Raw genomic sequence first — 21,059 nt, forward strand, 5'->3', positions numbered from 1 at the left:
TGAACGAACTTGCGACGCATCACGATCACGAGACTTCCGCCTCCATCGCATTGAGGAAACGCTGCGCGACGGGATTGCGCGGATTGGTCAGGACTTCGCTGGCTGGGCCTTCTTCGATGATCGCGCCTCCGGCGAGCAGCACCACACGGTCGGCCACTTCGCTGGCAAAGCGCAGCTGATGCGTCGAGATGATCATGGTCAGACCGTCCTCGACGGCGAGCCTGCGGATCACTTCGAGGACCTCGTTGACCAATTCGGGATCGAGCGCCGACGTCGGCTCGTCCAGCAACAGCACGCTTGGATTGGGCGCGATGGCCCGGGCGATGGCGACGCGCTGTTGCTGGCCGCCGGACAGATGCCGCGGCAGCGCATCGGCGCGGTGGCTGAGCCCGACGCGCGCCAGGAGTTCATCGGCACGGCGCTCGGCATCGGCGCGCGCGACGCCGTGCACCCAGCGCAGCGGGCCGGCGATGTTCTCCTTGGCCGTGAGGTGGCCGAACAGGTTGAACTGCTGGAACACCATGCCGACGCCGACCTCGGCGCGGGCATTCGCGAGCAGCCGCGGCGACAGCGGCTTGCCATGCGCGTTGAAGCCGAGCTGGCGGCCGGCGACCTTGATGGCGCCGCCGTTCCACAGTTCGAGATTGTTGATGCAGCGGAGCAACGTGCTCTTGCCAGAGCCACTTGGTCCGAGCAGCGCGATCACTTCGCCAATCCTGACCGTGATGTCGACGCCGTCGAGCACCACGTTCCTGTCGTAGCTCTTGCGGAGATCGGAGACCTCGACGGCGACATTGTTGCGCGCCAGCATCTCCGTGCGTTTGGTGCGATCGGCGCGTTCCGGCCGCATCCGCGGCGGCGGCAGTTCGGCGACACCGCCGTCGGGCAGGATTTCCGGCGACATGTCGGCCTGCGGCGCCAGCGGATCGTCGCTGCCAGGCGCGCGATACCACGGCATGAAGCGCATGAACTGGTTCTGCCTGGTCGTGCGATCGAGGTCGAACTTCCATTCCAGAAGCAGTTGGATTCCGGCGATCGCCGCTGTGAGCAGCAGATAGATCAAACCCGACGCGAAGAAGATCGAAAAGAAATCGAAGGTCGAGGACGCCAGTTGCGTCGAGCGCAGCGTCAGCTCCTGCACAGCGATGACGGAAGCCAGCGACGAGTTCTTCAGCGCGCTGACAGCCTCGTTGCCGAAAGCGGGGATCATCGACCGGATCGCCTGCGGCGCGATGATCCGGCGCATCAGGACGCCCGGAGTCATGCCGAGCGCCTGGCCGGCCACTACCTGGCCGCGGTCAACACCGAGCACGCCGGAGCGCAGCATCTCGGCGATAAACGGCGCTTCGTTGCAGGCCAGCGCCAGGCCAGCGGCGAGAATGGCGGGAAGCTTGATGCCAATCTGCGGCAGGGCGTTATAGGCAAACACCATCTGCAGGATCAGCGGGGTGCCGCGAAAGATCACGGCATAGACCCGGGCGAAGGATGCCAGCGGCTTGAACCTGCTGAGCTGCATCCATGCCAGGATCACACCGAGGATCAGCCCGCCGCACAGACCGAGGGCGGTGACCTGCAAGGTCGCCTGGATACCCTCGATCATATACGGCATGCTGAGATAGTGGAGGAACAGCTCCATGGAGGCAGAAAGCCCTTACGTGAGAGTGATCCTTGCTTGCGGGCCGGCGTTACTTCACCGTCAGCAGGCCGGGCTCCATCAGGTTTTCCGGATCGAGTTTCCACTTCTTCAGCAGCGCGAGCTGATCACCGGACTTGTAGATCTCGGTGAGTGCGGCCTTCACTGCATCGCGGAACTTGGGCTTGTCCTTCGGCACGGCGATGCCGACCTGATAGGGGATCGTCACCGCGACCGCCTTCTCGAGCTTGTCCGGATAGGCTTTCACCGCGTTGTCGACGGTGTTGACGTCGTTGATATAGGTATCAGCGCGGCCAGCAAGGATCGCCTGGATGCAGTTGGCATTGTTGTCATAGAGCTGGATGGTCGGCTCCGTCTTGCCTTCCTTCTTGCATTCCGGCCCCAGCGCCTGGATCAGCGGCACTTCGACATAGCCGGTGTTTTCCGCCGCAGCCGTGCCGCACAGCGAGGTGTTGATACCGGTGATCTTCTTGGGGTTACCCTTGGCGACGAGCACGCCGTCGAACACCTTGGAATAGGTGATGAAGTCGGCGGCCTTGGCGCGCTCCTCGGTGGCATAGATGTCGGAAATCACGATGTCGGCCTGACCCGATGCCAGCGTGGTCAGCAAGGCCGCGAAGGTCACAGCCTTGTAGGTCAGCTTGAAGCCAAGGCATTCGCCGATCTGCTCGCCGAGATCGATATCGAAACCGATATATTTGTTGGGATCCTTGGGGTCGATCGATTCATAGCCCGGTGTATGCGGATTAATGGCGTTGACGAGTGTCTTGCCTTTCCAGTCCGGAAATTTTGCCTGCAATTCCGCGCAAGCCGCCGGCACGGCCGCCTGCGCGGACATCGGAACAAAGGTGCCGACCGCCAATAGCGCGCCCACTGCCGCCGCACGCCATCCGGTCATCGCGCCCGTTTCAGGCCAAAGCCTACGGATGTCAGCAAAATGCAACTTGACCATTCGATCGCTCCTTCGACGTTGTCATGGCCTGAACCATGTTCCTAACCTCGAAGAAGCCTACGGGCGCATGTCCGCAGAAAGCTTGTCCCGGGACGTACAATAATTTGGATCGTCCGCTCCCATGATTTGGGCAGAGCTGCCACATTAATGGGCGGCGAGGCCCGCCGCATGTCGGCTGCCCGCCAGAAGCGGTCGTCGAGCCATCGACTCCGCCGTGCAGTCAAATGCTGTGAGTATTGTCGCACAATGCAGCGGGCCGATCGGATCGAGGCCGAAGCGCGATTATTCGGGTGACCCACAAAGTCGAAGCCCCTTGCCGGAGCAAATCACCAATAGCAACGCCGGTGGCGACATGTCGCTACCGGCGGATGCTCATATCCTGTGTTGACTCAGGCCGCTTTGGCCGTTGCCACGTGATTGGCGAGGACATCCATCAGCGCAGGCGAAAGGCAATCATAAGGCTCGAGTCCCAGTTCCTTGAGGCGTGACCGTATTGCGGTCATGTCGCTCGGCTTCACGCCGGATTCAATCACCGACGAGACGAAGGCGGCGAAGCCCGGTGCGGCCGAGCCGGATTCTTCGAATAATTCAGGATGAATGAAGTCGAGGCCATAGAACGCATGTCCCTTGTTCTCGATGCGGCCGAACATGTGGGTGCCGCATCCGGTGCAGGCATGGCGCTGAATGGTTGCGGCCTGATCGACGATGCGCAACTTGTCGCCGTTTTGCAGTACCGTGACGTTTTCGCGCGGAACCACCGCGACGACAGAGAACGTCGCGCCGCTCGGCTTCCAGCATTTGGTGCAGCCGCAGGCGTGGTTATGAGCGACGTCGCCTTTGACACCAACCTTGACCGGCTTGTCGCTACATTTGCAGACCAGCGTTCCGCCGGCAAAATGGCCCGAACCTTGTTTGACACCGCCGTCAACGGACGGGTGGATATGAACAGTCATCAGTCTATCCTCCTGGTATGATGCGTCACTTGTGTGAAGCATTGTTGTATTGGCACTCTGGTGTTGCAGCCTGCATTCAGAACACGACCACCGATCGGATCGATTTTCCTTCGTGCATCAGATCGAATCCCCTATTGATCTCTTCCAGCTTGAGCACATGCGTAATCATCGGATCGATCTCGATCTTTCCGTTCATGTACCAGTCGACGATCTTGGGCACGTCGGTACGACCCCGCGCGCCGCCGAAGGCTGTGCCTTTCCAGACGCGACCTGTGACGAGCTGAAATGGCCGGGTCGCGATCTCTTTTCCTGATTCCGCGACGCCAATGACAACGGAAACACCCCAGCCGCGGTGGCAGGCTTCAAGCGCCTGGCGCATGACCGTGGTATTGCCGGTGCAGTCGAAGGTGTAATCGGCGCCGCCATCGGTCAGCCCCACCAGATGCTGAACAATGTCGCCATCGACCTTCTTCGGATTGACGAAATGGGTCATGCCGAAGCGGCGGCCCCATTCTTCCTTGTCGTCATTGATGTCGACGCCGACGATCTTGTCGGCTCCGACCATCCGTGCGCCCTGAATGACGTTGAGGCCGATGCCGCCGAGGCCGAACACGACGACATTGGAGCCCGGCGTGACCTTCGCCGTATTGACCACGGCGCCGACACCCGTGGTGACGCCGCAGCCGATATAGCAGCTCTTGTCGAACGGGGCGTCGTCGCGGATCTTCGCCACCGCGATCTCCGGCAGCACCGTGAAGTTCGAAAAGGTCGAGCAGCCCATGTAGTGGTAGATCGGCTTGCCCTGATAGCTGAAGCGCGAGGTCCCGTCCGGCATCACGCCCTTGCCCTGGGTGGCGCGGATCGCGGTGCAGAGATTGGTCTTCTGGCTCAGGCAGCTTTTGCATTGCCGGCATTCCGGCGTGTAAAGCGGAATGACATGATCGCCGGGCTTGACCGAGGTGACGCCGGGACCGACCTCACGCACGATACCTGCGCCCTCATGGCCGAGGATGGAAGGAAAGATGCCTTCGCTGTCGAAACCATCGAGCGTATAGGCATCGGTGTGGCAAATGCCGGTCGCCTTGATCTCGACCAGAACTTCGCCTGCCTTCGGCCCTTCGAGATCGATATCGACGATCTCAAGCGGTTTCTTTGCTTCGAAGGCGACTGCGGCGCGGGTCTTCATTCTCAACTCCCTCGGTCATTTGATCTTGCGTCATCCGGTCCCGTGCGGTCCGAGCCCGCGTCATCCGGGACTGCAGGTCAGCGGATCGCTTGTGATCCGCATCAGTGTGGTTTCCCCATGCAGGCGCTCTCGGCCTCGGTATAGGCTGCGGGTTTTTCCTCACGCTTGCCCGGGCGCACACGGCCGACTGCATCATTGGCGCGCGCACGCAGATAGACGTAGAGATCGTCCATATAGCAGGCGACATTGGTGTTATCGCCAAAGGCCGGCATGACGCTTTCCTGCGACGTACTGACATTCTTGCGACCGCTGGCGACAACACCGAGGAAGTCGCCATAGCTCATCGTTTTCAGCGAGTCCTTCAGTGCCGGTGCGTAGGTCGATCCCATCCCATCCGGGCCATGACAAACGTGGCATTCCGAGTGATAGCGCCGGTAACCCGAATATGTGTACCAGTCGATGGTGCCATCGGCGGAAACGTTGAAGGTCGGATTGCCCTCCTTGTCCAAATACTTGCCGTCTTCGGATTTAACGGCTTTCGGATCGCCGGCATTCTCGGCGAAGCTCGTATTCCCGGAGGCCACGACAACAATCGTGGCAATGACAGACCAGATGTGACGCAATAGCTTGTCCTCGGCATTCGATTTCAGAAAAGACCGGCGCATGGACGAAGCCATGCGCCGGTGACTGATGCGTCAGTTCACTGTGGGAGTGCAAAGACCGTCAGCGCGCCGCCGAGTGCGGTATAGTTGGTCAGGGCTGCGTAACCACCGACGGCACCGAGACCGGCAGTCGGATCCGTCAGACCCGCTGCGAGACCGATGCCGGCCCAGCCGCCGACGCCTGACAGGACGGCGATATACTGCCGGCCATTGTTTTCGTAAGTGGTGACGTTGCCGATGATGCCGGACGGAGTCTTGAACTTGTAGAGTTCCTTACCCGTCTTGGCATCGACCGCCTTCAGGTAGCCTTCCAGCGTCCCGTAGAACACCACGCCACCGGCAGTGGCGAGCGCTCCCGACCAGACCGAGAACTGTTCCTTGTTGGACCAGACGATCTTGCCGGTCTTGTTGTCCCAGGCAATGAAGTTGCCCATATGGGTTTCGCCTGGGGGCGGGTACATCGACAGCGTTGCACCTACATAAGGCTGGCCCGCGGTGTAGTTCACCTTGAACGGCTCATAGTCCATGCAGACATGGTTGGTCGGCACATAGAACAGCTGGGTATCCGGCGAATAGGCTCCGGGTTGCTGATCCTTGGTGCCGAGTGCCGCCGGGCAGACGCCCTTGGTGTTGACGTCTTCACCTTGCTTCTCGGTCGAGTACTGATCGACCACTTTCGGGCGGCCGTAGGTCGGCGACGACTTGTTCATGTCGACACCGGTGGTCCAGTTCACCTTCGGATCGTATTTTTCGGCAACCAGCAATTCGCCGGTGACACGGTCCATAGTGTAAGCGAGGCCGTTACGATCGAAATGCGTCAGCAGCTTACGGTTTTGGCCGTTCATCTGCTGATCGCTGAGGATCATTTCGTTGACGCCGTCATAGTCCCATTCGTCATGCGGAGTCATCTGATAGACCCACTTGGCCATGCCTGTGTCGGCATCGCGCGCGAAGATGGTCATTGACCACTTGTTGTCGCCCGGCCGTTGCTTCGGATTCCAGGTCGAGGGATTGCCCGAGCCGTAATAGACAAGGTTCAGCTCCGGATCGTAGGAGGTCCAGCCCCAAGTGCAGCCGCCGCCGATCTTCCACTGATCGCCTTGCCACGTCTTGATGCTGGAGTCCTTGCCGACGGGCTTGCCGAGTGCGGTGGTCTTCTCCGGATCCACCATGATCTGGTCGTCCGGTCCTTCCGAGAAGGCGCGCCAAGCGAGCTTGCCGGTCTTCAGGTCATAGGCGGTCATGTGGCATTGAACGCCGAATTCGCCGCCCGAGATGCCGATCAGGACCTTATCCTTGACCACGAGCGGGGACGACGTGCCCGTTGCACCCTTGCCAGGGTCGCCGTTCTTGACGGTCCAAACTTCCTTGCCGGTCTTGGCGTCGAGTGCGACCAGCGTGGTATCGGCCTGGTGCAGGAAGATCTTGCCGTCCGCATAGGCGACGCCGCGATTGACGGTGTCGCAGCACATCACCGGAATGACGTTCGGATCCTGCTTCGGTTCATACTTCCAGACGATCTTGTTATCCTGCGACAGGTCCATTGCGTAGACCTTGTTCGGGAACGGCGTATGCACATACATCATGTTGCCGATGATCAGCGGACCGCCTTCGTGGCCGCGCAGAACACCGGTAGAGAAGGTCCAGGCCACCTGCAGCTTGCCGACATTAGCCGCCGTGATCTGGTTCAGCTTCGAATAGCGCGTATTGGCGTAGTCGCCCGCTGGCATGACCCAGTCTTTCGGGTTCTGCGCCATCTTTGTCAGTTCATCATTGGCGATGGCAACGCCTGCGGCAGAGGCCGCCATTGTGCCAAGACAGGTCGCAAGCAGCACCTTTCGCATCGTGATGTCCTCCCAGACATAATGCCGGGTCTCGTCAAGCGGCCCAGCTTCATTTTGGTATCTATGAGTAGCAAGATCCGCTGCTGCGTACTTGCCCAAGAGCGAAGCAGGCTTGCTCGACAGAGAACCCGTGCAAGATAATTTTCTCGTACATTGACGAAAAATCTGAAAGGTATCTGGAAAGCCCGCGCCTTTCGCACTGCACACGGATCGCCGCACTGCGACCTAAGGGTGATGTTTCACTTGACGGGGCTGGTATCGAGTCAGAGGATCGACAAGGAGAAGTGAGTTACTCTGACCACAATTCACGAGCTGCGGGCTGTGCCGTTACATATTGTTTCGCACATTTTTCCATATGTGCTTCGTTCGATATGTGCTTCGTTCTGTAAGTATAGTTCTTCTCGTGACGAATTGTTACGTGATGACCTTTCATCGGTGAATTGTTCATGTCCGATACGCTTAGTTCTCTCAGCACATCCGGATTGACGCCGACAAGGCAGATCCAGGTTTGGTCAGATGCCCTGACCGATCTGTGCGGGCGTTTTGACATCGATCCGCTGGAAGCATCCACATTCGATGCGCTGATCAGCTGCACATCGGTTTCGCGGCTGAAATTGTGTCACATCGAGGCGAGCCAGCATCGAATCGGCCACGCGGCCCCGCGAATTCGGCAAAGCGACCATCCCTACGTGAAGATCGTGTTCCAAACTTATGGCGTTTCGCATTTCGAACAGGACAGTCGCCGGATCGATATCGGGCCTGGCGATTGCCTCGTCTATGACGTGTCGTGCCCGCATACCATCGTCAGCCCGGCCTTTACACGCCATGACGTCGTGATCGTACCGAAGGAGTTGCTGCATGAGCGCGGCCTCGGTGCGGGAAATCTGGCCGCCTGCAAACTGTCGGCGCGCGCCGGCACCGGGCGCATCGCACACGAATTCGTACAGGCCGCTTTCCACGAAGCGACCAGACTATCGCCAAACAGTGCCATCGGTGTTGCCGATTCACTGATTGATCTGTTGCTGTTGCCGCTGCGGGAAGTCGACATGACGCTTGATCGTGTCGGGCCGGAAGCCATGTATGTCCGTGCGCAGGGTTTCATTCGGGAACACTTGCGGGACCCCGAGCTCAGCATCGATCAGATTTCGTCTGCACTGCACTGCACCAAACGTTATCTGCATATGCTGTTCAGCGACCGCGGAATAACCGTCAGCGACTATATCTGGCAGGCGCGGCTGCAGAATTGCCGGCAGGAGCTGGAAGCGCAGAACGGAAAGACGATCACGGACGTCGCATTTTCCTGGGGCTTCTCAAGTTCCTCGCACTTCAGTCGCGTGTTCCGGAAATATTTTGGCGTGGCTCCATCCGCGATACACAAGGCGCATCACGGCCATCAGAGGCCTGCGCTCACCGAGGAAGTGTAGTTTCACTTCGGTTGCACGTGCACATTTCGCGCCGCAACCTGATGAGTTAAGTTGAAAGACGTCGCCTCACTGCTTATCGTGCGACGGCGCAATCATCGCGCAAACTCTGAGGAGACCAAGATGAGCTGGAAGACTCCGAAGATCGTGGAAGTGCAGGTCGGCATGGAAATCAACATGTACGCCTGCGCGGCCCGTAAGTAACAGATTGATCGTCTTGATCGATCTCTCCCGGCTCGCAGACTGCGGTTTGTGAGCCGGGCAGAGGCCGCTGAACCCGCGTTGCGGCTATCAGGCGTCCTTCGTATCGAAGATCAAAAGATCTACGCCGCCATCCGCAAAATTCGCGAGGTCGCCTGCTGCAGCCTGCCCTTCCGGCGAGGCGAGGCCAAGCTTGAGCGCCGCAACCGTTTCGAAATCCAGCGCCGCGACCAGATGAATATCGCTGTCTCCCGTCGGCGTTGTGACGCCCCCTGTGCTGACACCATAGTGTCTCAGCCCCGGAATCTTCTTTGCCAGCGGGATATGTACAGATTGATAGTATTTGTCGAAGGCTGCGGGCTTCTTCGGTGTTTTGTAGAGGACCAGGAGTCTCGCCATGGACATATCCTTCCCTGACTATTGGCACTAACGGCGCGCCGCATGCGTATAGCAGCCGATCCTGGTGCGATGTTCAAGTCAATCGCAGGGCGTCTTCGCGGCTGAGCCAATTTCGGCTAGGCTCGCGCGGTGCGTTATCTCTATATATACGCCTCTCTTCGATGACAGGATTGGATGCAGGTGCAGCGCGGCGTCAGGACAGTCTACGCGGCGATTCTTGCATTCAGCACGCTGGCCGTGCCGCGCGCACAGGCCGGTGACATCGATACCGAGCATATTTTCGGCTTCATGATCGGCAGTGACGTCGGCCGGGTGGGCGAGCGGGAATTCCAGAGCGAGACGACCGGGCGATTCGGCAAATCCGGCGGTCGCTATCGCGCGGGCGAGCAGGAATTCGAACTGGAGTTCGTTCCCGCCAAGGACATCCGCATCGAGATCGGCAGCAGTTTCTCGGCCCATCGGATCACTGGTGTTCCCGGATTCGCCGATCAGCGCACGCTGGCCTGGCAGGGGGCATCGCTGGACTTTCGCTACAGATTTCTCGATCGCGACACGGCCCCCGTCGGCATGACGCTGGCGATCGACGCGCAGTTCAACGGGATCGACGAGACGAGCGCAGCGCGGGTCAGGAGCTACGGCACCGGGCTGACGCTGGCCTTCGATCGAGAGATCGTCCCTGACGTTGCTGTTGCGGCACTCAATCTGATCTATCAGCCGGAATGGACGCGCTATGTCGATACCGGAACGCGGGAACGCGAGGCGAGCATCGGAGCGGCGCTCGGCGTCATGATGCAGGTGCGCCCCGGCATCCTTCTCGGCGGCGAGGCGCGCTATATGCGCCGATATGAAGGGATCGGTCTTGGCGAACTGTCCGGTCAGGCGCTGTTCGTCGGGCCAACCGCCTATGTCCAGCTTTCGGACCGATCACGACTGACCGCAAGCTGGAGCACGCAAGTGTGGGGCCGCTCCGAGGTGCCGGGATCGTCGCTGGATCTGGTCAATTTTGAGCGTCACCAGGCCCGTCTGGTTTACGGGATCAATTTTTAGCCTGGAAATCGCCGAAACTTCGCGCTGACGGGCGCGTATTTCAGATGTTATCGTCCGGTGAACGATCTGGGATGCCGACATGAATATGATCAATCTGGTCCTGACAGTCTGCGCGGTGATGTCGCCAAACACCTGCGAAGAGCGGAACCTGTCGTTCACGGCGGACTTCTCGCTGCATCAATGCGCGATGGCGGCGCCGCCCTACATCGCCCAGTGGATCGGCGAACATCCGAAATGGACCGCGGTGAAGTGGCGCTGCGAATATCCGCATAGCCACGACAAGGCATGATCGCTACTTGTTGCAGTCCTGCAGGTCCTTGTCCGCAATCGAGAATACCGCATCGGCCTTGATCTCGATATTCCTGACCAGACATTGGCGCGCCTCGGAATAGCTGACCTTGGCGTCGTAACTGCCGGGCTCTATCCCCGTGATGCGCAGCCGCTCGTCGTGATCGACTTCCTTATCCTTGTCCGCCAATGTCAGATTGGCGCTCCATTGCTGCTTTCCAGCTGGGGATAGCTGGAACCCGGTAATGGTTGATGTCGTCAGGTTCCAGAGCCGAATGCCCTTGCCGGCTTTGCCCTGAGCATGAGCTTGGCTTGCCATGAGCAACAATATGACAGCCATCGATAGAGATGCGCGTGACATGTCCCCTCCATATCTGTTCGGCTTATTGAGCCGTTTCGTTTTCTTAGTATAGTTTGCCAGTCGTCTTCGCCAGCTTTGCGAGGCTCTCGTGGGACCCGATCGAATGACAGGATATCTCGTCGCGTTTGCGGCCGTTACCGTTTTGTCGGGGTCGGCAAGAGCCGCGGAGGTCAATGACTATCCGACCTCCGCCCGCGCCGAATATGTGTTTGGCTGCATGAAAGCGAATGGCGAGACCCGACAATCGATCGAACAATGCTCATGCTCGATCGATGTCGTGGCGTCGCTGGTGCCCTATACCCGCTACATCACGGCGGAAACGGCGCTGAGCATGTCGCAGGTGCGCGGCAATCTGAGCGCCCAGTTCCGGACCTCGGAGCAGGCCAACAGCGCCATCAATGATGTCAGGCGCGCCCAGGCCGAGGCTGAGGTGCGCTGCTTCTAGCGCTATGCTCTGCATGATGCGCTGCGTTACATGCCGGAGCCATTAACCTTCCACTCATGCCTGAACTGATGTCCATCGGTGTCCTTGGCCTCGGCGCGGAACGTCTTTGCGCCATTTGAGACGTAAGTGAATCGAATATTCGGGTCTTCGGAGATCGAGATCCCGCCCTCCACCGACAGGACCGGGCTGTTGTCCTGCCAAAGCTGGAGCCGGTCGACATAGAGGGCCGGGATATAGAGTTGCGTGACCTGATCCATCTGCAGGCCGGAATTATTGGGGTGGCCGATCATAACCTGCGCCTCGCGCGTACCGCTTTTTTCCTCGTTTTGCGCTCCGGCAAACTCCCTGTAGCGCATCTGACCCAACCGGCCCTTGGCCTCTTCGGCATTCTTCGCCGCAGGCGCAGAGCAGCCACCGGATGCCTTCACATAGGTTTGCACCACATAGAGCTTGCCGTCACCGGTCTCAGCGACGGCATGGACGTTGGTGTAATTGTTGATCCGGACACGGGTTGAAATCTCCGAGACATTTGCGTCCGCTCCGAGCTTGAATTTCGCCGCCATGGGCGCCGGATTCTGGTCGATCACCAGCGTGATCGTCACCACCCGCGGGCGCGCGTCGAATATCGGCTTGAGGCGCAACGTCACCGGCACGATCGCGGCATCCTCCGCGCGCGTCGGCATCTCGAGTGCAATCAGGTTGCTGCCGTCTTCCATCGGTCGGCCGTCGAAAATATCCTGCACCAGCCCCGGCCATGGATCGTAAGGCTCCGGACCGGCCGCGGACACAGAATGCGGACTGAGTAAGGCGCTCAGCAGGATGGCGGCACAGACGCTGCGGATTGCAAATTCCGGCATGGTACGGCCCTCGCAAGGGAAGAAGCGACGCGCTTGATACTACCCCAACCGGCGGTCATTCCCATTCAAATTGTGAGTATGCTGCAGTTGCGTTGCGGACGTTATAGTCGTCAAAAAGCTCCCATTTGCCGCGTTCGGCTTCTGCCGCATGTTTCGTAGCGACCGCGATCGGTTTGCCGTCGATGACGTCCTTGCGGATACCGGACGCGAGTGTTTCGAGATACCGGCGTTCGCCCGCGAGGGCTTGCGGCCAATCGCTCACTGGACCATGGCCGGGAACGACGCGTTCGGCCGGCAGCGCCGCGAGATCGTCCAGCAGCTTGAGCCACGCCTGGATGCTGCCATCGAGCACCGGAATATGGCGGAGAAAGACCAGATCTCCAGCGAACAACGTCTTCGTCGCCGTGTCGAATACCGTGACGTCGCTATCGCTATGGGCGGTGGGCCAGGCTTTCACGATAAGTGTGCGCCCGCCGAGATCGAGGACGAGCTCTCCATCGACGAGTCGGGTTGGCGGTACGATACGGACGTCATCGATCAGTGCATCACCCATGCTGCGCCTGAAGGCGTCGAGATAATACTGTCCGCGTGCAGCCAGTGCCTGCGGCAGCCTGATATGGCCGACGAACTCGGTTCCGTCAGCGACGAAGGCGGCGTTGCCGAACATATGGTCGGGATGACCATGGGTATTGATGACGTAGCGAATGGGCTTGTCTGTGCGCGCGCGGATAGAAGCCAGCAATTGTCGCCCCTCCCGCACGCTGCCCCCGGTGTCGATCACGGCAACAGCCTGCTCGCCGATCACGACGCCGATATTGGCGATGGCGCCGTCATTGTCCGACGACATCAAGGCGATGCGCCCCTGATGCACGAAGACGCCCGGTGCGATTTCACTGATCGCCAAAGTCTGTTGTTGCGCGCGAGCAGACGCGAGCATTGCCAGCATGATGAGCGCTGCATGCATCGCAAAGCGAGATGTCATTTGCATCTCCATATCACTCCGGGGCAAGCAGCGATCCTGCAATCACCCGGAAAGTGCGGCGCAACATCGGAAGCGCTCCATTGCATCTTGCACGCTTAAAACGAGAGGCCTAGGTTTTTGTCGTGTCACCCATCAAATGTGAACGGCAGGTAGCGCATGCAGCACCGAGCGGAACGATCCGGAACACGTCGCGCGCTACTCACGTCGCTCTTTGCAGGTACGCTGTTGCTTGAGGGCATATGCACCGCGCTTGGCCAGACTGCTGCGACCGACGATCTCTCGATTGAACTGGTCGATCCGCAGTCGCTGCGTGTTTGCGCCGATCCGCGTAACATGCCGTTCTCGAATGAGAAGGGCGAGGGCTTGGAGAACAAGCTCGCCGAGCTGTTCGCAGCCAAACTGAACAAGAAGCTCGATTACGTCTATTTCCCGCAGGCGACGGGCTTCGTTCGCATGACTCTCGGCGCGCATCGTTGCGATGTCATCATGGGCTTCCCGCAGGGCGACGACCTCGTCCAGGGGACCAATCCCTATTACCGGACGGCCTATGCGCTGGTGTCGAAGACCGGCACCGGTCTCGATGATGTCACGACACTGGATGACGCCAGGTTAAAGAGCAAACATATCGGCATCGTGGCTGGGACGCCGCCGGCCACCAATATGGCGGTCAACGGCCTGATGGTGAATGCGAAGCCCTATCCGTTGGTGATCGATACCCGCATTGATTCATCGGCACTGGCCATGATCAAGGACCTCACATCCGGCGATATCGACGCTGCGATTCTGTGGGGGCCCATGGCGGGCTTCTACGCCAAGAACGCCAATCCTCCGCTTCATGTCACGCCGCTGGTCAAGGAAACCACCGGGCCGCGCCTCGTCTATCGCATCGGCATGGGCGTGCGCTCCGCGGATCAGAACTGGAAGCGGCAACTCAACCGGCTGATTCAGGAAAACCAGCCGGCCATCAACAAGGTCCTGCTCGATTTCGGCGTTCCCATTCTCGATGAGAACAATCGTCCGATCGGGCCGGAGGCGGCAGCCAAGTCGCCGTGACCATGCGTTACGCCATCCTTCTCGCGATGGCACTGGTGATGGTCACGTCGGCCCGGGCCCAGGATATCGTCCCCGAGCCCGATGACTATCGCACCGACAATTATCGCACGCCGGTGCCGGCGACGCTGAAAGGCGGACGCGTCATCACGACGAAAGACGCCGAGGCGATCTGGCGCGACAAACGTGGCGCTTTCATTGATGTCATGCCGCGTCCACCGAAGCCGGCCAATTTGCCGCCGGAAACAGTCTGGCGCGACAAACCGCGGCACAACATTCCGGGCAGCCTGTGGCTGCCCGACACCGGCTACGGCAGGCTGGCCACCGAGACTGAGGCCTATCTGCGGGATGGTCTCGCGCGCGCATCTGCCGGCCGGCGAGACGCGCTGCTCGTGATCTATTGTCAAGCCGATTGCTGGATGTCGTGGAATGCCGCAAAGCGCGCGGTGTCTTACGGGTACAGCAATGTCGTCTGGTATCCGGAAGGCACCGATGGTTGGGAGCTGGAGGATCTACCGCTGGCGGATGCGCAGCCTGAACCGCGGCCGCCGGCGAACTAGGGCGTGGACTCATAAACGTGGAGCGAACGGAAGACGCCCATCGCAGGGCGGTTAGCCATTGCATACGAGGAAGCCTTGGCGGAGATCGAGCTGGCTAATTCGTTCTCGGCGGCCAGCGCCGGGCCGCCAACCAGCCCGCCAGAGGCGCGCCAAAGGCCAGGCACCACATGAATTGCGCAACGAACGGAGCGACGGCGGCCATCACCGTTGCGAGCACGAGTGCAAAGACCGGAAAGACCGCGATTGCCAGCAACTCGGAATTGCGGCGACCTCGCAGCGCCAGAGCCCATAGCAGCGCGTTCAAGCTGGCAATGACTGTCAGATGGAAGCCGTAGCTTACTGCGACGACACTATCGAGCCGATACGCGCCGTAAAGTCCATTCGTCACCGGAAGCATGACAATCGACAGCAGGAAGACCAGATTGAGGAAGACTTCGCCGCGGCTGCCTTCCGGCGCGAAAGTGAGTCGCCGATGATGGCTGAGCCAGAACACGCCGGCCACGATGAAACTGATCATCAGCGCGATGACAGGTTGTGCGTAGGCACCGACAAGCTCCATCCAGGCCGGCGCTTTTGTGAACCTGCTGGCCTTCGGCAGATCGTAGGCGAGCAACGTCATCGCAACGCCGAAGATGGTGTTGCTCAACGCCTCCAATCGGCGCATTTCGAAAAGGCCGATCTGCTTCAAGCTCGCTCCCCCTCAAAGCCGCCGGACACGAGACCTGGACATGCTTTCAGCTGCTGGATTGTGGGACATGGATTGCCGGTGTGGGCAGGGTAAGAAGTCGCGACGCTTCGATGGTGATCATCAAAGCACGTTGGTCGCTGTAGGGACAGGCCGCCATGTCCGAGTTCGGTCATTCACGTCGATTTTGGCATGTCCGGGATATGTCCGCTTACGGGGTGATCGCGGAAGTACGGTCCTCCGTTCTTTGCCGGTTGAAGGCACCGGCTTAGACGTGCTTCGAGCGTCCAAACCGGAGCAATATCGGCGCGTCGCGACCTGATACGACGAACTCACAGCCAACTATCTGGCGTTCGTCAAACCCGTATCAATCCGAATTTGGCTACACTCAAATGAGTCCACGCCCTGGCACGCGATGTTATTCCATCTCCTGCTGGATGGTGCGGCTGAGCGCGAATAGCCGCTGGTCGATCAGCGTCGGCACCTCGCAGACGAAGGTGACGACGCGGCGCCGGTCGTCGAAGATGCGGGCTTCCCATAGCAGCTTGTTGTTGAGTTCGTCGATCTTCGCCTGATCGGGTGGCGATGCGCTCTGCAGCGACTGCAGCATGGCCGTGTCGGCGCGGACGCGATCGGCGGCTTCGCGCTGTTTGCGCGTGACGCGTTCGAGACCGGCCAGCACCGTCGCGCGCTGCGCGTTCAGACTGTCGAACAGCCCGGCGAAGACCAGTTTGCCTGACCTGGCCTTGTCCGGCGATCGCGAGAGAAAATCCGTGATCGCCTTCTGCGCTTCCTCAACGGGTACGCGCCGTGTCGCCAGACGTTCGACAAGCGCACTGACCTCCGCGTCGTCCTTCCAGGCGCTGGCGACATCATCGATCGACGGTCCGGCCCAGACGGCAGCCAGCGAGATTTCCGGCACCTTAGCCTGAACGCACGGCCAGTCGGGATAACGCGGATCGGCGGCCTGCGCCGTGCCCGACCAGATCAACAAGAGTGCTGTGATGATGCCGATCGGTCTGTTCATGTCTCGCCCCCGGCTGGTGCCCGGCGGGCAAGGCCGCGGCCGGGATCGTAAGCAATGATTGCACCGATCATGAATACGGCGGTACAGCCCGCGACAACGGCAAGGGAGACCCAGTTGACCTTGTCATAGAGCGCGAAGCGGATCAGTTCGACCGCATGGGTGAAGGGATTGAACAGGCAGAGATAATAGAGCATCGGGCTGCCCTCCTGCACGCGCCACAAAGGATAGAGTGCGGACGACGCAAAGAACATCGGGAAGATCACGAAGTTCATGACCCCCGCAAAATTCTCCAATTGCTTGATGCGCGACGAGATCAGCATGCCCAGCGATCCCAGCATCAATCCGGACAGGATCAGTGCCGGTAGAACAGTGAGATAGCCAATGAGCGGCGGAGCGATGTCCCAGAACCATGCGATCAGGAGAAACGCATAGACCTGCAGCAGGGAGACGACGGTCCCGGCCAGCAATTTGCAGACCAACAGGAACCAGCGCGGCAGCGGGCTGACCAGAAGCGTCCGCATGTTCCCCATCTCGCGGTCATAGACCATCGACAACGAGGACTGCATGCCATTGAACAGTTGGATCATCGCGATAAGGCCGGGCGCGATATAGACCTCGTAGAGAATATAGGTCTCGTAAGGCGGGATGATCGAGATACCAAGCACCTGCCGAAAGCCGGCGGCGAAAATGAACAGCCAGACCAGCGGACGCACCAGCGCCGAAACGAAACGTTCGCGCTGATGCAGGAAGCGCAACGCCTCGCGCCACAGGATGCCGTTGAGGCAGGTGACATAATTGCCGAAACCCAGCTTGCGACACTCATGCGTGACGAATGTCGTACTCACGATGACCTCCCGCCCCGATCGGCCGCCTCGGTCATGCCCCGGAAAGCCATGTCGAAATTGGGAGCGCCGGTTTCGCCCAGGATCTGCGTGACGGAACCGCGCGCGAGCACGTGACCGCCATGCAACACGACGAGATCGTCGCTGGCGGTGATCTCGTCAAACAGATGGGTTGCCCAGAGCACGCCGATGCCTTGTTCGGCGACCAGCATCCGGACATGTGCAAGAATATCGGCGCGCGCCTGCACGTCGAGGCCAACGGTCGCTTCGTCCAGCAACAGCAGCCGCGGCCGGTGCAGCAATGCGCGGGCAATCTCGAGACGTCGCATCTGTCCGCCGGAGAGATCGCGCACCCGACTGTTCACCCGGTCGGCAAGGCCGATGCGCGCGACCACCTCGTCGCCGCGCACGCGAGCCTCGCGCCGCGCGATGCCTTGCAGTGCCGCATGATAGAGCAGGTTCTGCATGACAGACAGATCGAGATCGAGCGTACGCGGCTGAAACACCACACCCAGCAGCCGCAAGGCATCGCTCGGCGCATCACAGATGTCGTGGCCGAATACGCTGATCCGTCCAGTTTGAATGCCGAACAGCCGGGTGATCAGCGCTATCAGCGTACTCTTGCCCGCGCCATTGAGGCCGAGCAGAGCCGTGAAACTCGCCGGTGCGACATTGAAGGAGACATCCGACAGCGCCTGCCGACGGCCATAGCAATGGCTGATGCCTGCGACCGACAGAGCGGGTGTGATCGCCGAAACGTCAATTGGCTCCGGCGCGTCGTGCGCGATCTGTTCAGGGCGGGATGTGTCGATTGTGGTCATGGCCGTGCCATGGCGACGCCCCAGGGCAATTCGCCAACCTGAATGGTCTTGATGACTTTCTGCGCCGCGACGTCGATGACCGAGACATCGTTGGAGACGCCATTGGTGACCAGCAGATATTTCTCATCGGGGGTAAACGCCATGTGCCAGACCCGCTGGCCCACCAGCAGATACTTGATCACCTTGTGGGTCGCCGCATCGACGATAGCGATCCGGTTGGCAGGGCCGAGCGCGATGAAAGCGGTTTTGGCATCCCGGGTCATGCCGATGCCAACCGGCTGAATGGCTTCGCGCCGCAGACCGGGAATATTGAACTCGATCTTGTCGGTCACGACCCGCTTGGCGGGATCGATCACGGACACCGTGCCGCCGATCTCGGACGACACCCACAGTTCCGAGCCGTCGCGCTTGAATTCGGCGAAGCGCGGGCGCGCGTCGACCAGGACATTGGCCACGATCTCGCGCGTCGCGGTGTCGATGAAATGCGCCATGTTGGTGGTTTCGGACGTGTTGATCAGGATCTTGCCATCGGGGCTGATCGCCATGCCTTCCGGCTCGACACCGACCTGCACGTCGCCCATGCGCACGCGTTTTTCGAGATCGATCACCGTCACCGTGTTGTCGTTCTCGTTGGCGACATAGAGAATCTTGCCCGCGGCATCCTGGGTAAAGAGCTCGGGATCCGGACCGGATGGCAGCGAGTCGACCACCTTCTGACTGGCGACGTCGATGATCTGGATGGTGTCGTCGTCACCGACCGCGACCAGTACCGATTTGCCATCGCGCGTCAGTTCGATGCCGCGCGGACGCTGACCGACCTTGATGGTCGCGGTGACGGTCCAGCTATCGGTGTCGATCACCGAGACAGTGTTACTCTTCTCGTTCGACACATAAGCGAGAAAGGCCGATGCAGGCACTGCCGTTGCAAGCCATGCCGCCGCTCCACATAGCCAGACACGACACAGCATCTTCGATCTGTTCATCATCATTGCAGCCTGCATTTGCTTTCCGGACGATCTATACCGAGCGTGTCGAGCTCCGAGACCTGATGCAGGAAGCCGTCCTGCGGCGAGACCGAGATCACCATGCGCCCGTCGACCAGCAGGATCGGCTGGCGTAGCTGCAGGTTCCAGTCGCGGATCGTGAGCCGCTGCCCCTTGAAGCCGGCGATGGAGAAATCGGGCGACTTCAGAAACGCCAGAATGGCCTTGCCGTCGCCCGAATTCGTGCGGGACGCGGCTTCGCCGATCATGCGGGTCGCGAGCCAGGCCTGCATGTCGCGCGCTGTCATGCGGCGCGCATTCAGTTTGGTGAAGCGGTTCTGGATCTGCACCGCGCCCCATTGATCCTGTGCAGCATGCCAACTAGTCGGCACCAGGCCCGCCGATCCCGCGACCGGCCGCGGATCCCAGGTGCGATACGGCAAATAGGAGGCAAAGACTTCGCTCTCGTCGGCGGCGATCATGACGTCATAGGCCGGTGCCTGTTGTGTGAAGACCGGGATCTGGCGCTGGATCAGTGTGACGCCGCTATCGGTACGCCGTGCGCCGCCAGTGTCCTCGAAGACACGTTCCTGCACGATCTTGGCGCCGAACCGGGCGGCGGCACGGCGATAGGCGTCGGCTTCAAGCCGATCGTCGTCATGCGAGCCGACCACGAGCAGCCAGCGTTTCCACTGCTTCCACACCAGATACTGAGCCAGTGCATCCGCCAGCATCGATCGCGTCGGCGCAATATGGATCACATTGGCCCGGCAGTCCGCCTCGCGCAGCCGATCGTCGGCAGCGCCCACATTGAACAGGATGCCGCCGCGGTCACGCACCGCGTCGGCCGCCTGCAGCAATGCATCGGGCGGCAGGTCGGCAATGATGAAGGTGCTGCGGCCAGCGAGATCGCGTGCGGCTCCGGCGACATCGTCGCCCTCCTTCACACGGACCTCGTCCAGCCCGAACTGCTGCTTCAGGAACCTGCCAGTGGTGTTGTTGTCCTCGATGGCGAGCCGCGCGCCGGCGATGCCATCGTTCTCGGACGGTAATTCGACCAGCGAAAGAGTTGCCTTGATGCCGACCTGACCGAGATAACCGATGCTGATCGTCAGCGGCTCGGCCGCCAGCGCAGACGACGTCACGGCGCAGAGACTGATCGCGCCGATCAACCACCGTATCATGTTCCCTCCGGATACTCCTTCCCGGCTTGGCGCCGGTGAAGGGTCTCGTGCTTGAAACATGAACCAATTATCGTAGCTTGCAACCTCGGATTCTGCCGACGCGTTGCATTTTAATGATGCGAGGTCCGCGATGAGAGCCCTATCGATCACCGTGCTGTTACTGATGATGACAGCGACGGCTCACGCCGCAGCGCCTAAAGTGGCGGTGTTCAATTTCGAATGGCTGGATACGAGCCTCGAAGGCGAGGTGAAGGGACGCCGCAGCGACGAGCAGGCAAGACTACTCCATGCTGCCGACCAGCTTCGCGAGGAGATGAAGCAATCCGGCCGTTTCGAGCTGCTGGACATGTCATCCCTCAATGTTGCGGCGCAAGGCCGGAACTTACAGGCATGCGGCGGCTGTGACGTACAACTCGCGCAGCAGATCGGTGCCGACCTCGTCATTACGGGGCTCGTACAGAAAGTCTCGAACCTGATCCTCAATATGAACATCACCTTGCGAAATGTTCACACCGGGCGGCTGGTCGCCACAATGAGCGCTGACCTGCGCGGCAACACCGACGAAAGCTGGTCGCGCGCGACGAGCTATCTGGTGCGCAACCGCCTGCTCGCTCCGAATTACGGCGCCCCGCAGCCCCAGTAACGCGAGCCGCAG

General features: G+C 60.3%; 24 protein-coding genes. 8 read left to right on the forward strand and 16 right to left on the reverse strand.

Annotated features, from left to right (window positions below; genetic code table 11):
* Positions 1 to 25 precede the first annotated feature (25 nt).
* The 6 genes from AB8A50_RS16005 to xoxF5 all read right to left on the reverse strand — a co-directional run bounded on the left by AB8A50_RS16005 (position 26) and on the right by xoxF5 (position 7,251).
* Entirely contained in the window at positions 26 to 1,636 is a 1,611-nt protein-coding gene (locus AB8A50_RS16005; RefSeq protein ID WP_439078274.1) for an amino acid ABC transporter permease/ATP-binding protein, read from the reverse strand.
* A 49-nt stretch (positions 1,637 to 1,685) separates the two neighbouring features.
* Complete coding sequence (locus tag AB8A50_RS16010) at positions 1,686 to 2,552, reverse strand: ABC transporter substrate-binding protein (RefSeq protein WP_439078275.1); 867 nt, start codon at positions 2,550 to 2,552, stop codon at positions 1,686 to 1,688.
* 443 nt (positions 2,553 to 2,995) lie between these two features.
* Positions 2,996 to 3,559 (reverse strand): S-(hydroxymethyl)glutathione synthase, encoded by a 564-nt coding sequence (gfa, locus tag AB8A50_RS16015; RefSeq protein ID WP_093757021.1) that lies wholly within the window; start codon positions 3,557 to 3,559, stop codon positions 2,996 to 2,998.
* Positions 3,560 to 3,635: 76 nt separating this feature from the next.
* Positions 3,636 to 4,745, reverse strand: coding sequence for an S-(hydroxymethyl)glutathione dehydrogenase/class III alcohol dehydrogenase (locus tag AB8A50_RS16020; protein ID WP_089266009.1), 1,110 nt, complete (start codon positions 4,743 to 4,745; stop codon positions 3,636 to 3,638).
* Positions 4,746 to 4,846: 101 nt separating this feature from the next.
* Complete coding sequence (locus AB8A50_RS16025) at positions 4,847 to 5,338, reverse strand: c-type cytochrome, methanol metabolism-related (protein ID WP_231081034.1); 492 nt, start codon at positions 5,336 to 5,338, stop codon at positions 4,847 to 4,849.
* A 107-nt stretch (positions 5,339 to 5,445) separates the two neighbouring features.
* A complete protein-coding gene (xoxF5, locus tag AB8A50_RS16030; protein WP_093757023.1) occupies positions 5,446 to 7,251 on the reverse strand; it encodes a lanthanide-dependent methanol dehydrogenase XoxF5 in 1,806 nt (601 codons plus the stop codon).
* Between the two features lie 446 nt (positions 7,252 to 7,697).
* On the opposite strand from xoxF5, the gene AB8A50_RS16035 reads away from it, so the two are divergent.
* The gene (locus AB8A50_RS16035) at positions 7,698 to 8,675 is read left to right on the forward strand and encodes a helix-turn-helix domain-containing protein (RefSeq protein WP_170849575.1); all 978 of its coding nucleotides are present in this window, start codon (positions 7,698 to 7,700) and stop codon (positions 8,673 to 8,675) included.
* A gap of 120 nt (positions 8,676 to 8,795) precedes the next feature.
* Positions 8,796 to 8,876, forward strand: coding sequence for a pyrroloquinoline quinone precursor peptide PqqA (gene pqqA, locus AB8A50_RS16040; protein WP_081421972.1), 81 nt, complete (start codon positions 8,796 to 8,798; stop codon positions 8,874 to 8,876).
* 87 nt (positions 8,877 to 8,963) lie between these two features.
* Here the strand turns inward: pqqA and AB8A50_RS16045 are convergent, their stop codons facing one another.
* The gene (locus AB8A50_RS16045) at positions 8,964 to 9,272 is read right to left on the reverse strand and encodes an EthD family reductase (protein ID WP_231079394.1); all 309 of its coding nucleotides are present in this window, start codon (positions 9,270 to 9,272) and stop codon (positions 8,964 to 8,966) included.
* 174 nt (positions 9,273 to 9,446) lie between these two features.
* Here AB8A50_RS16045 and AB8A50_RS16050 point away from each other — a divergent pair, with 174 nt between their 5' ends.
* Both AB8A50_RS16050 and AB8A50_RS16055 read left to right on the forward strand, forming a co-directional pair.
* Entirely contained in the window at positions 9,447 to 10,319 is an 873-nt protein-coding gene (locus AB8A50_RS16050) for a hypothetical protein (protein ID WP_439078276.1), read from the forward strand.
* Positions 10,320 to 10,398: 79 nt separating this feature from the next.
* Entirely contained in the window at positions 10,399 to 10,608 is a 210-nt protein-coding gene (locus AB8A50_RS16055; RefSeq protein ID WP_068734580.1) for a hypothetical protein, read from the forward strand.
* 3 nt (positions 10,609 to 10,611) lie between these two features.
* Here AB8A50_RS16055 and AB8A50_RS16060 read toward each other — a convergent pair whose 3' ends face one another.
* Positions 10,612 to 10,968: a hypothetical protein gene (locus AB8A50_RS16060; RefSeq protein WP_231079391.1), complete on the reverse strand. Its 357-nt coding sequence runs from the start codon at positions 10,966 to 10,968 to the stop codon at positions 10,612 to 10,614.
* A gap of 103 nt (positions 10,969 to 11,071) precedes the next feature.
* Here AB8A50_RS16060 and AB8A50_RS16065 point away from each other — a divergent pair, with 103 nt between their 5' ends.
* Positions 11,072 to 11,413, forward strand: coding sequence for a hypothetical protein (locus AB8A50_RS16065; protein WP_175366352.1), 342 nt, complete (start codon positions 11,072 to 11,074; stop codon positions 11,411 to 11,413).
* Positions 11,414 to 11,439: 26 nt separating this feature from the next.
* Here AB8A50_RS16065 and AB8A50_RS16070 read toward each other — a convergent pair whose 3' ends face one another.
* Both AB8A50_RS16070 and AB8A50_RS16075 read right to left on the reverse strand, forming a co-directional pair.
* Complete coding sequence (locus AB8A50_RS16070) at positions 11,440 to 12,270, reverse strand: quinoprotein dehydrogenase-associated SoxYZ-like carrier (RefSeq protein WP_439078277.1); 831 nt, start codon at positions 12,268 to 12,270, stop codon at positions 11,440 to 11,442.
* A gap of 55 nt (positions 12,271 to 12,325) precedes the next feature.
* The gene (locus tag AB8A50_RS16075; RefSeq protein ID WP_439078278.1) at positions 12,326 to 13,252 is read right to left on the reverse strand and encodes a quinoprotein relay system zinc metallohydrolase 2; all 927 of its coding nucleotides are present in this window, start codon (positions 13,250 to 13,252) and stop codon (positions 12,326 to 12,328) included.
* Between the two features lie 156 nt (positions 13,253 to 13,408).
* On the opposite strand from AB8A50_RS16075, the gene AB8A50_RS16080 reads away from it, so the two are divergent.
* Both AB8A50_RS16080 and AB8A50_RS16085 read left to right on the forward strand, forming a co-directional pair.
* A complete protein-coding gene (locus AB8A50_RS16080; RefSeq protein WP_439078279.1) occupies positions 13,409 to 14,305 on the forward strand; it encodes a substrate-binding domain-containing protein in 897 nt (298 codons plus the stop codon).
* Between the two features lie 2 nt (positions 14,306 to 14,307).
* Complete coding sequence (locus tag AB8A50_RS16085; protein ID WP_439079982.1) at positions 14,308 to 14,862, forward strand: PQQ-dependent catabolism-associated CXXCW motif protein; 555 nt, start codon at positions 14,308 to 14,310, stop codon at positions 14,860 to 14,862.
* A 94-nt stretch (positions 14,863 to 14,956) separates the two neighbouring features.
* Here AB8A50_RS16085 and AB8A50_RS16090 read toward each other — a convergent pair whose 3' ends face one another.
* The 6 genes from AB8A50_RS16090 to AB8A50_RS16115 form a co-directional block, all read right to left on the reverse strand.
* Entirely contained in the window at positions 14,957 to 15,526 is a 570-nt protein-coding gene (locus tag AB8A50_RS16090; RefSeq protein WP_439079983.1) for a TMEM175 family protein, read from the reverse strand.
* A 439-nt stretch (positions 15,527 to 15,965) separates the two neighbouring features.
* Complete coding sequence (locus AB8A50_RS16095) at positions 15,966 to 16,574, reverse strand: hypothetical protein (protein WP_439078280.1); 609 nt, start codon at positions 16,572 to 16,574, stop codon at positions 15,966 to 15,968.
* Positions 16,571 to 17,419, reverse strand: a complete 849-nt coding sequence (locus tag AB8A50_RS16100; RefSeq protein ID WP_439078281.1) for an ABC transporter permease — start codon at positions 17,417 to 17,419, stop codon at positions 16,571 to 16,573. The genes AB8A50_RS16095 and AB8A50_RS16100 overlap by 4 nt, the downstream gene beginning before the upstream one ends.
* Entirely contained in the window at positions 17,416 to 18,237 is an 822-nt protein-coding gene (locus tag AB8A50_RS16105) for an ATP-binding cassette domain-containing protein (RefSeq protein WP_439078282.1), read from the reverse strand. Before AB8A50_RS16105 ends, AB8A50_RS16100 begins: the two co-directional genes overlap by 4 nt.
* A complete protein-coding gene (locus AB8A50_RS16110; RefSeq protein ID WP_439079984.1) occupies positions 18,234 to 19,223 on the reverse strand; it encodes a YVTN family beta-propeller repeat protein in 990 nt (329 codons plus the stop codon). The genes AB8A50_RS16105 and AB8A50_RS16110 overlap by 4 nt, the downstream gene beginning before the upstream one ends.
* Positions 19,223 to 20,404: an ABC transporter substrate-binding protein gene (locus tag AB8A50_RS16115; protein ID WP_439078283.1), complete on the reverse strand. Its 1,182-nt coding sequence runs from the start codon at positions 20,402 to 20,404 to the stop codon at positions 19,223 to 19,225. Before AB8A50_RS16115 ends, AB8A50_RS16110 begins: the two co-directional genes overlap by 1 nt.
* A 130-nt stretch (positions 20,405 to 20,534) precedes the next feature.
* Between AB8A50_RS16115 and AB8A50_RS16120 the strand changes: the two genes are divergently transcribed.
* A complete protein-coding gene (locus AB8A50_RS16120) occupies positions 20,535 to 21,047 on the forward strand; it encodes a DUF3280 domain-containing protein (RefSeq protein ID WP_410001845.1) in 513 nt (170 codons plus the stop codon).
* The last annotated feature ends 12 nt before the right edge of the window (positions 21,048 to 21,059 follow it).

This window comes from Tardiphaga sp. 841_E9_N1_2 (assembly GCF_051811065.1).
Classification (GTDB): Bacteria; Pseudomonadota; Alphaproteobacteria; order Rhizobiales; family Xanthobacteraceae; genus Tardiphaga; species Tardiphaga robiniae.

Coding starts and splice junctions, on each gene's coding strand:
- AB8A50_RS16005 (WP_439078274.1), bottom strand. CDS start 1,636: ATGGAGCTGTTCCTCCACTATCTCAGCATGCCGTATATGATCGAGGGT.
- AB8A50_RS16010 (WP_439078275.1), bottom strand. CDS start 2,552: ATGACCGGATGGCGTGCGGCGGCAGTGGGCGCGCTATTGGCGGTCGGC.
- gfa (WP_093757021.1), bottom strand. CDS start 3,559: ATGACTGTTCATATCCACCCGTCCGTTGACGGCGGTGTCAAACAAGGT.
- AB8A50_RS16020 (WP_089266009.1), bottom strand. CDS start 4,745: ATGAAGACCCGCGCCGCAGTCGCCTTCGAAGCAAAGAAACCGCTTGAG.
- xoxF5 (WP_093757023.1), bottom strand. CDS start 7,251: ATGCGAAAGGTGCTGCTTGCGACCTGTCTTGGCACAATGGCGGCCTCT.
- AB8A50_RS16035 (WP_170849575.1), top strand. CDS start 7,698: ATGTCCGATACGCTTAGTTCTCTCAGCACATCCGGATTGACGCCGACA.
- pqqA (WP_081421972.1), top strand. CDS start 8,796: ATGAGCTGGAAGACTCCGAAGATCGTGGAAGTGCAGGTCGGCATGGAA.
- AB8A50_RS16045 (WP_231079394.1), bottom strand. CDS start 9,272: ATGGCGAGACTCCTGGTCCTCTACAAAACACCGAAGAAGCCCGCAGCC.
- AB8A50_RS16050 (WP_439078276.1), top strand. CDS start 9,447: ATGCAGGTGCAGCGCGGCGTCAGGACAGTCTACGCGGCGATTCTTGCA.
- AB8A50_RS16055 (WP_068734580.1), top strand. CDS start 10,399: ATGAATATGATCAATCTGGTCCTGACAGTCTGCGCGGTGATGTCGCCA.
- AB8A50_RS16060 (WP_231079391.1), bottom strand. CDS start 10,968: ATGTCACGCGCATCTCTATCGATGGCTGTCATATTGTTGCTCATGGCA.
- AB8A50_RS16065 (WP_175366352.1), top strand. CDS start 11,072: ATGACAGGATATCTCGTCGCGTTTGCGGCCGTTACCGTTTTGTCGGGG.
- AB8A50_RS16070 (WP_439078277.1), bottom strand. CDS start 12,270: ATGCCGGAATTTGCAATCCGCAGCGTCTGTGCCGCCATCCTGCTGAGC.
- AB8A50_RS16075 (WP_439078278.1), bottom strand. CDS start 13,252: ATGACATCTCGCTTTGCGATGCATGCAGCGCTCATCATGCTGGCAATG.
- AB8A50_RS16080 (WP_439078279.1), top strand. CDS start 13,409: ATGCAGCACCGAGCGGAACGATCCGGAACACGTCGCGCGCTACTCACG.
- AB8A50_RS16085 (WP_439079982.1), top strand. CDS start 14,308: ATGCGTTACGCCATCCTTCTCGCGATGGCACTGGTGATGGTCACGTCG.
- AB8A50_RS16090 (WP_439079983.1), bottom strand. CDS start 15,526: ATGCGCCGATTGGAGGCGTTGAGCAACACCATCTTCGGCGTTGCGATG.
- AB8A50_RS16095 (WP_439078280.1), bottom strand. CDS start 16,574: ATGAACAGACCGATCGGCATCATCACAGCACTCTTGTTGATCTGGTCG.
- AB8A50_RS16105 (WP_439078282.1), bottom strand. CDS start 18,237: ATGACCACAATCGACACATCCCGCCCTGAACAGATCGCGCACGACGCG.
- AB8A50_RS16110 (WP_439079984.1), bottom strand. CDS start 19,223: ATGATGAACAGATCGAAGATGCTGTGTCGTGTCTGGCTATGTGGAGCG.
- AB8A50_RS16115 (WP_439078283.1), bottom strand. CDS start 20,404: ATGATACGGTGGTTGATCGGCGCGATCAGTCTCTGCGCCGTGACGTCG.
- AB8A50_RS16120 (WP_410001845.1), top strand. CDS start 20,535: ATGAGAGCCCTATCGATCACCGTGCTGTTACTGATGATGACAGCGACG.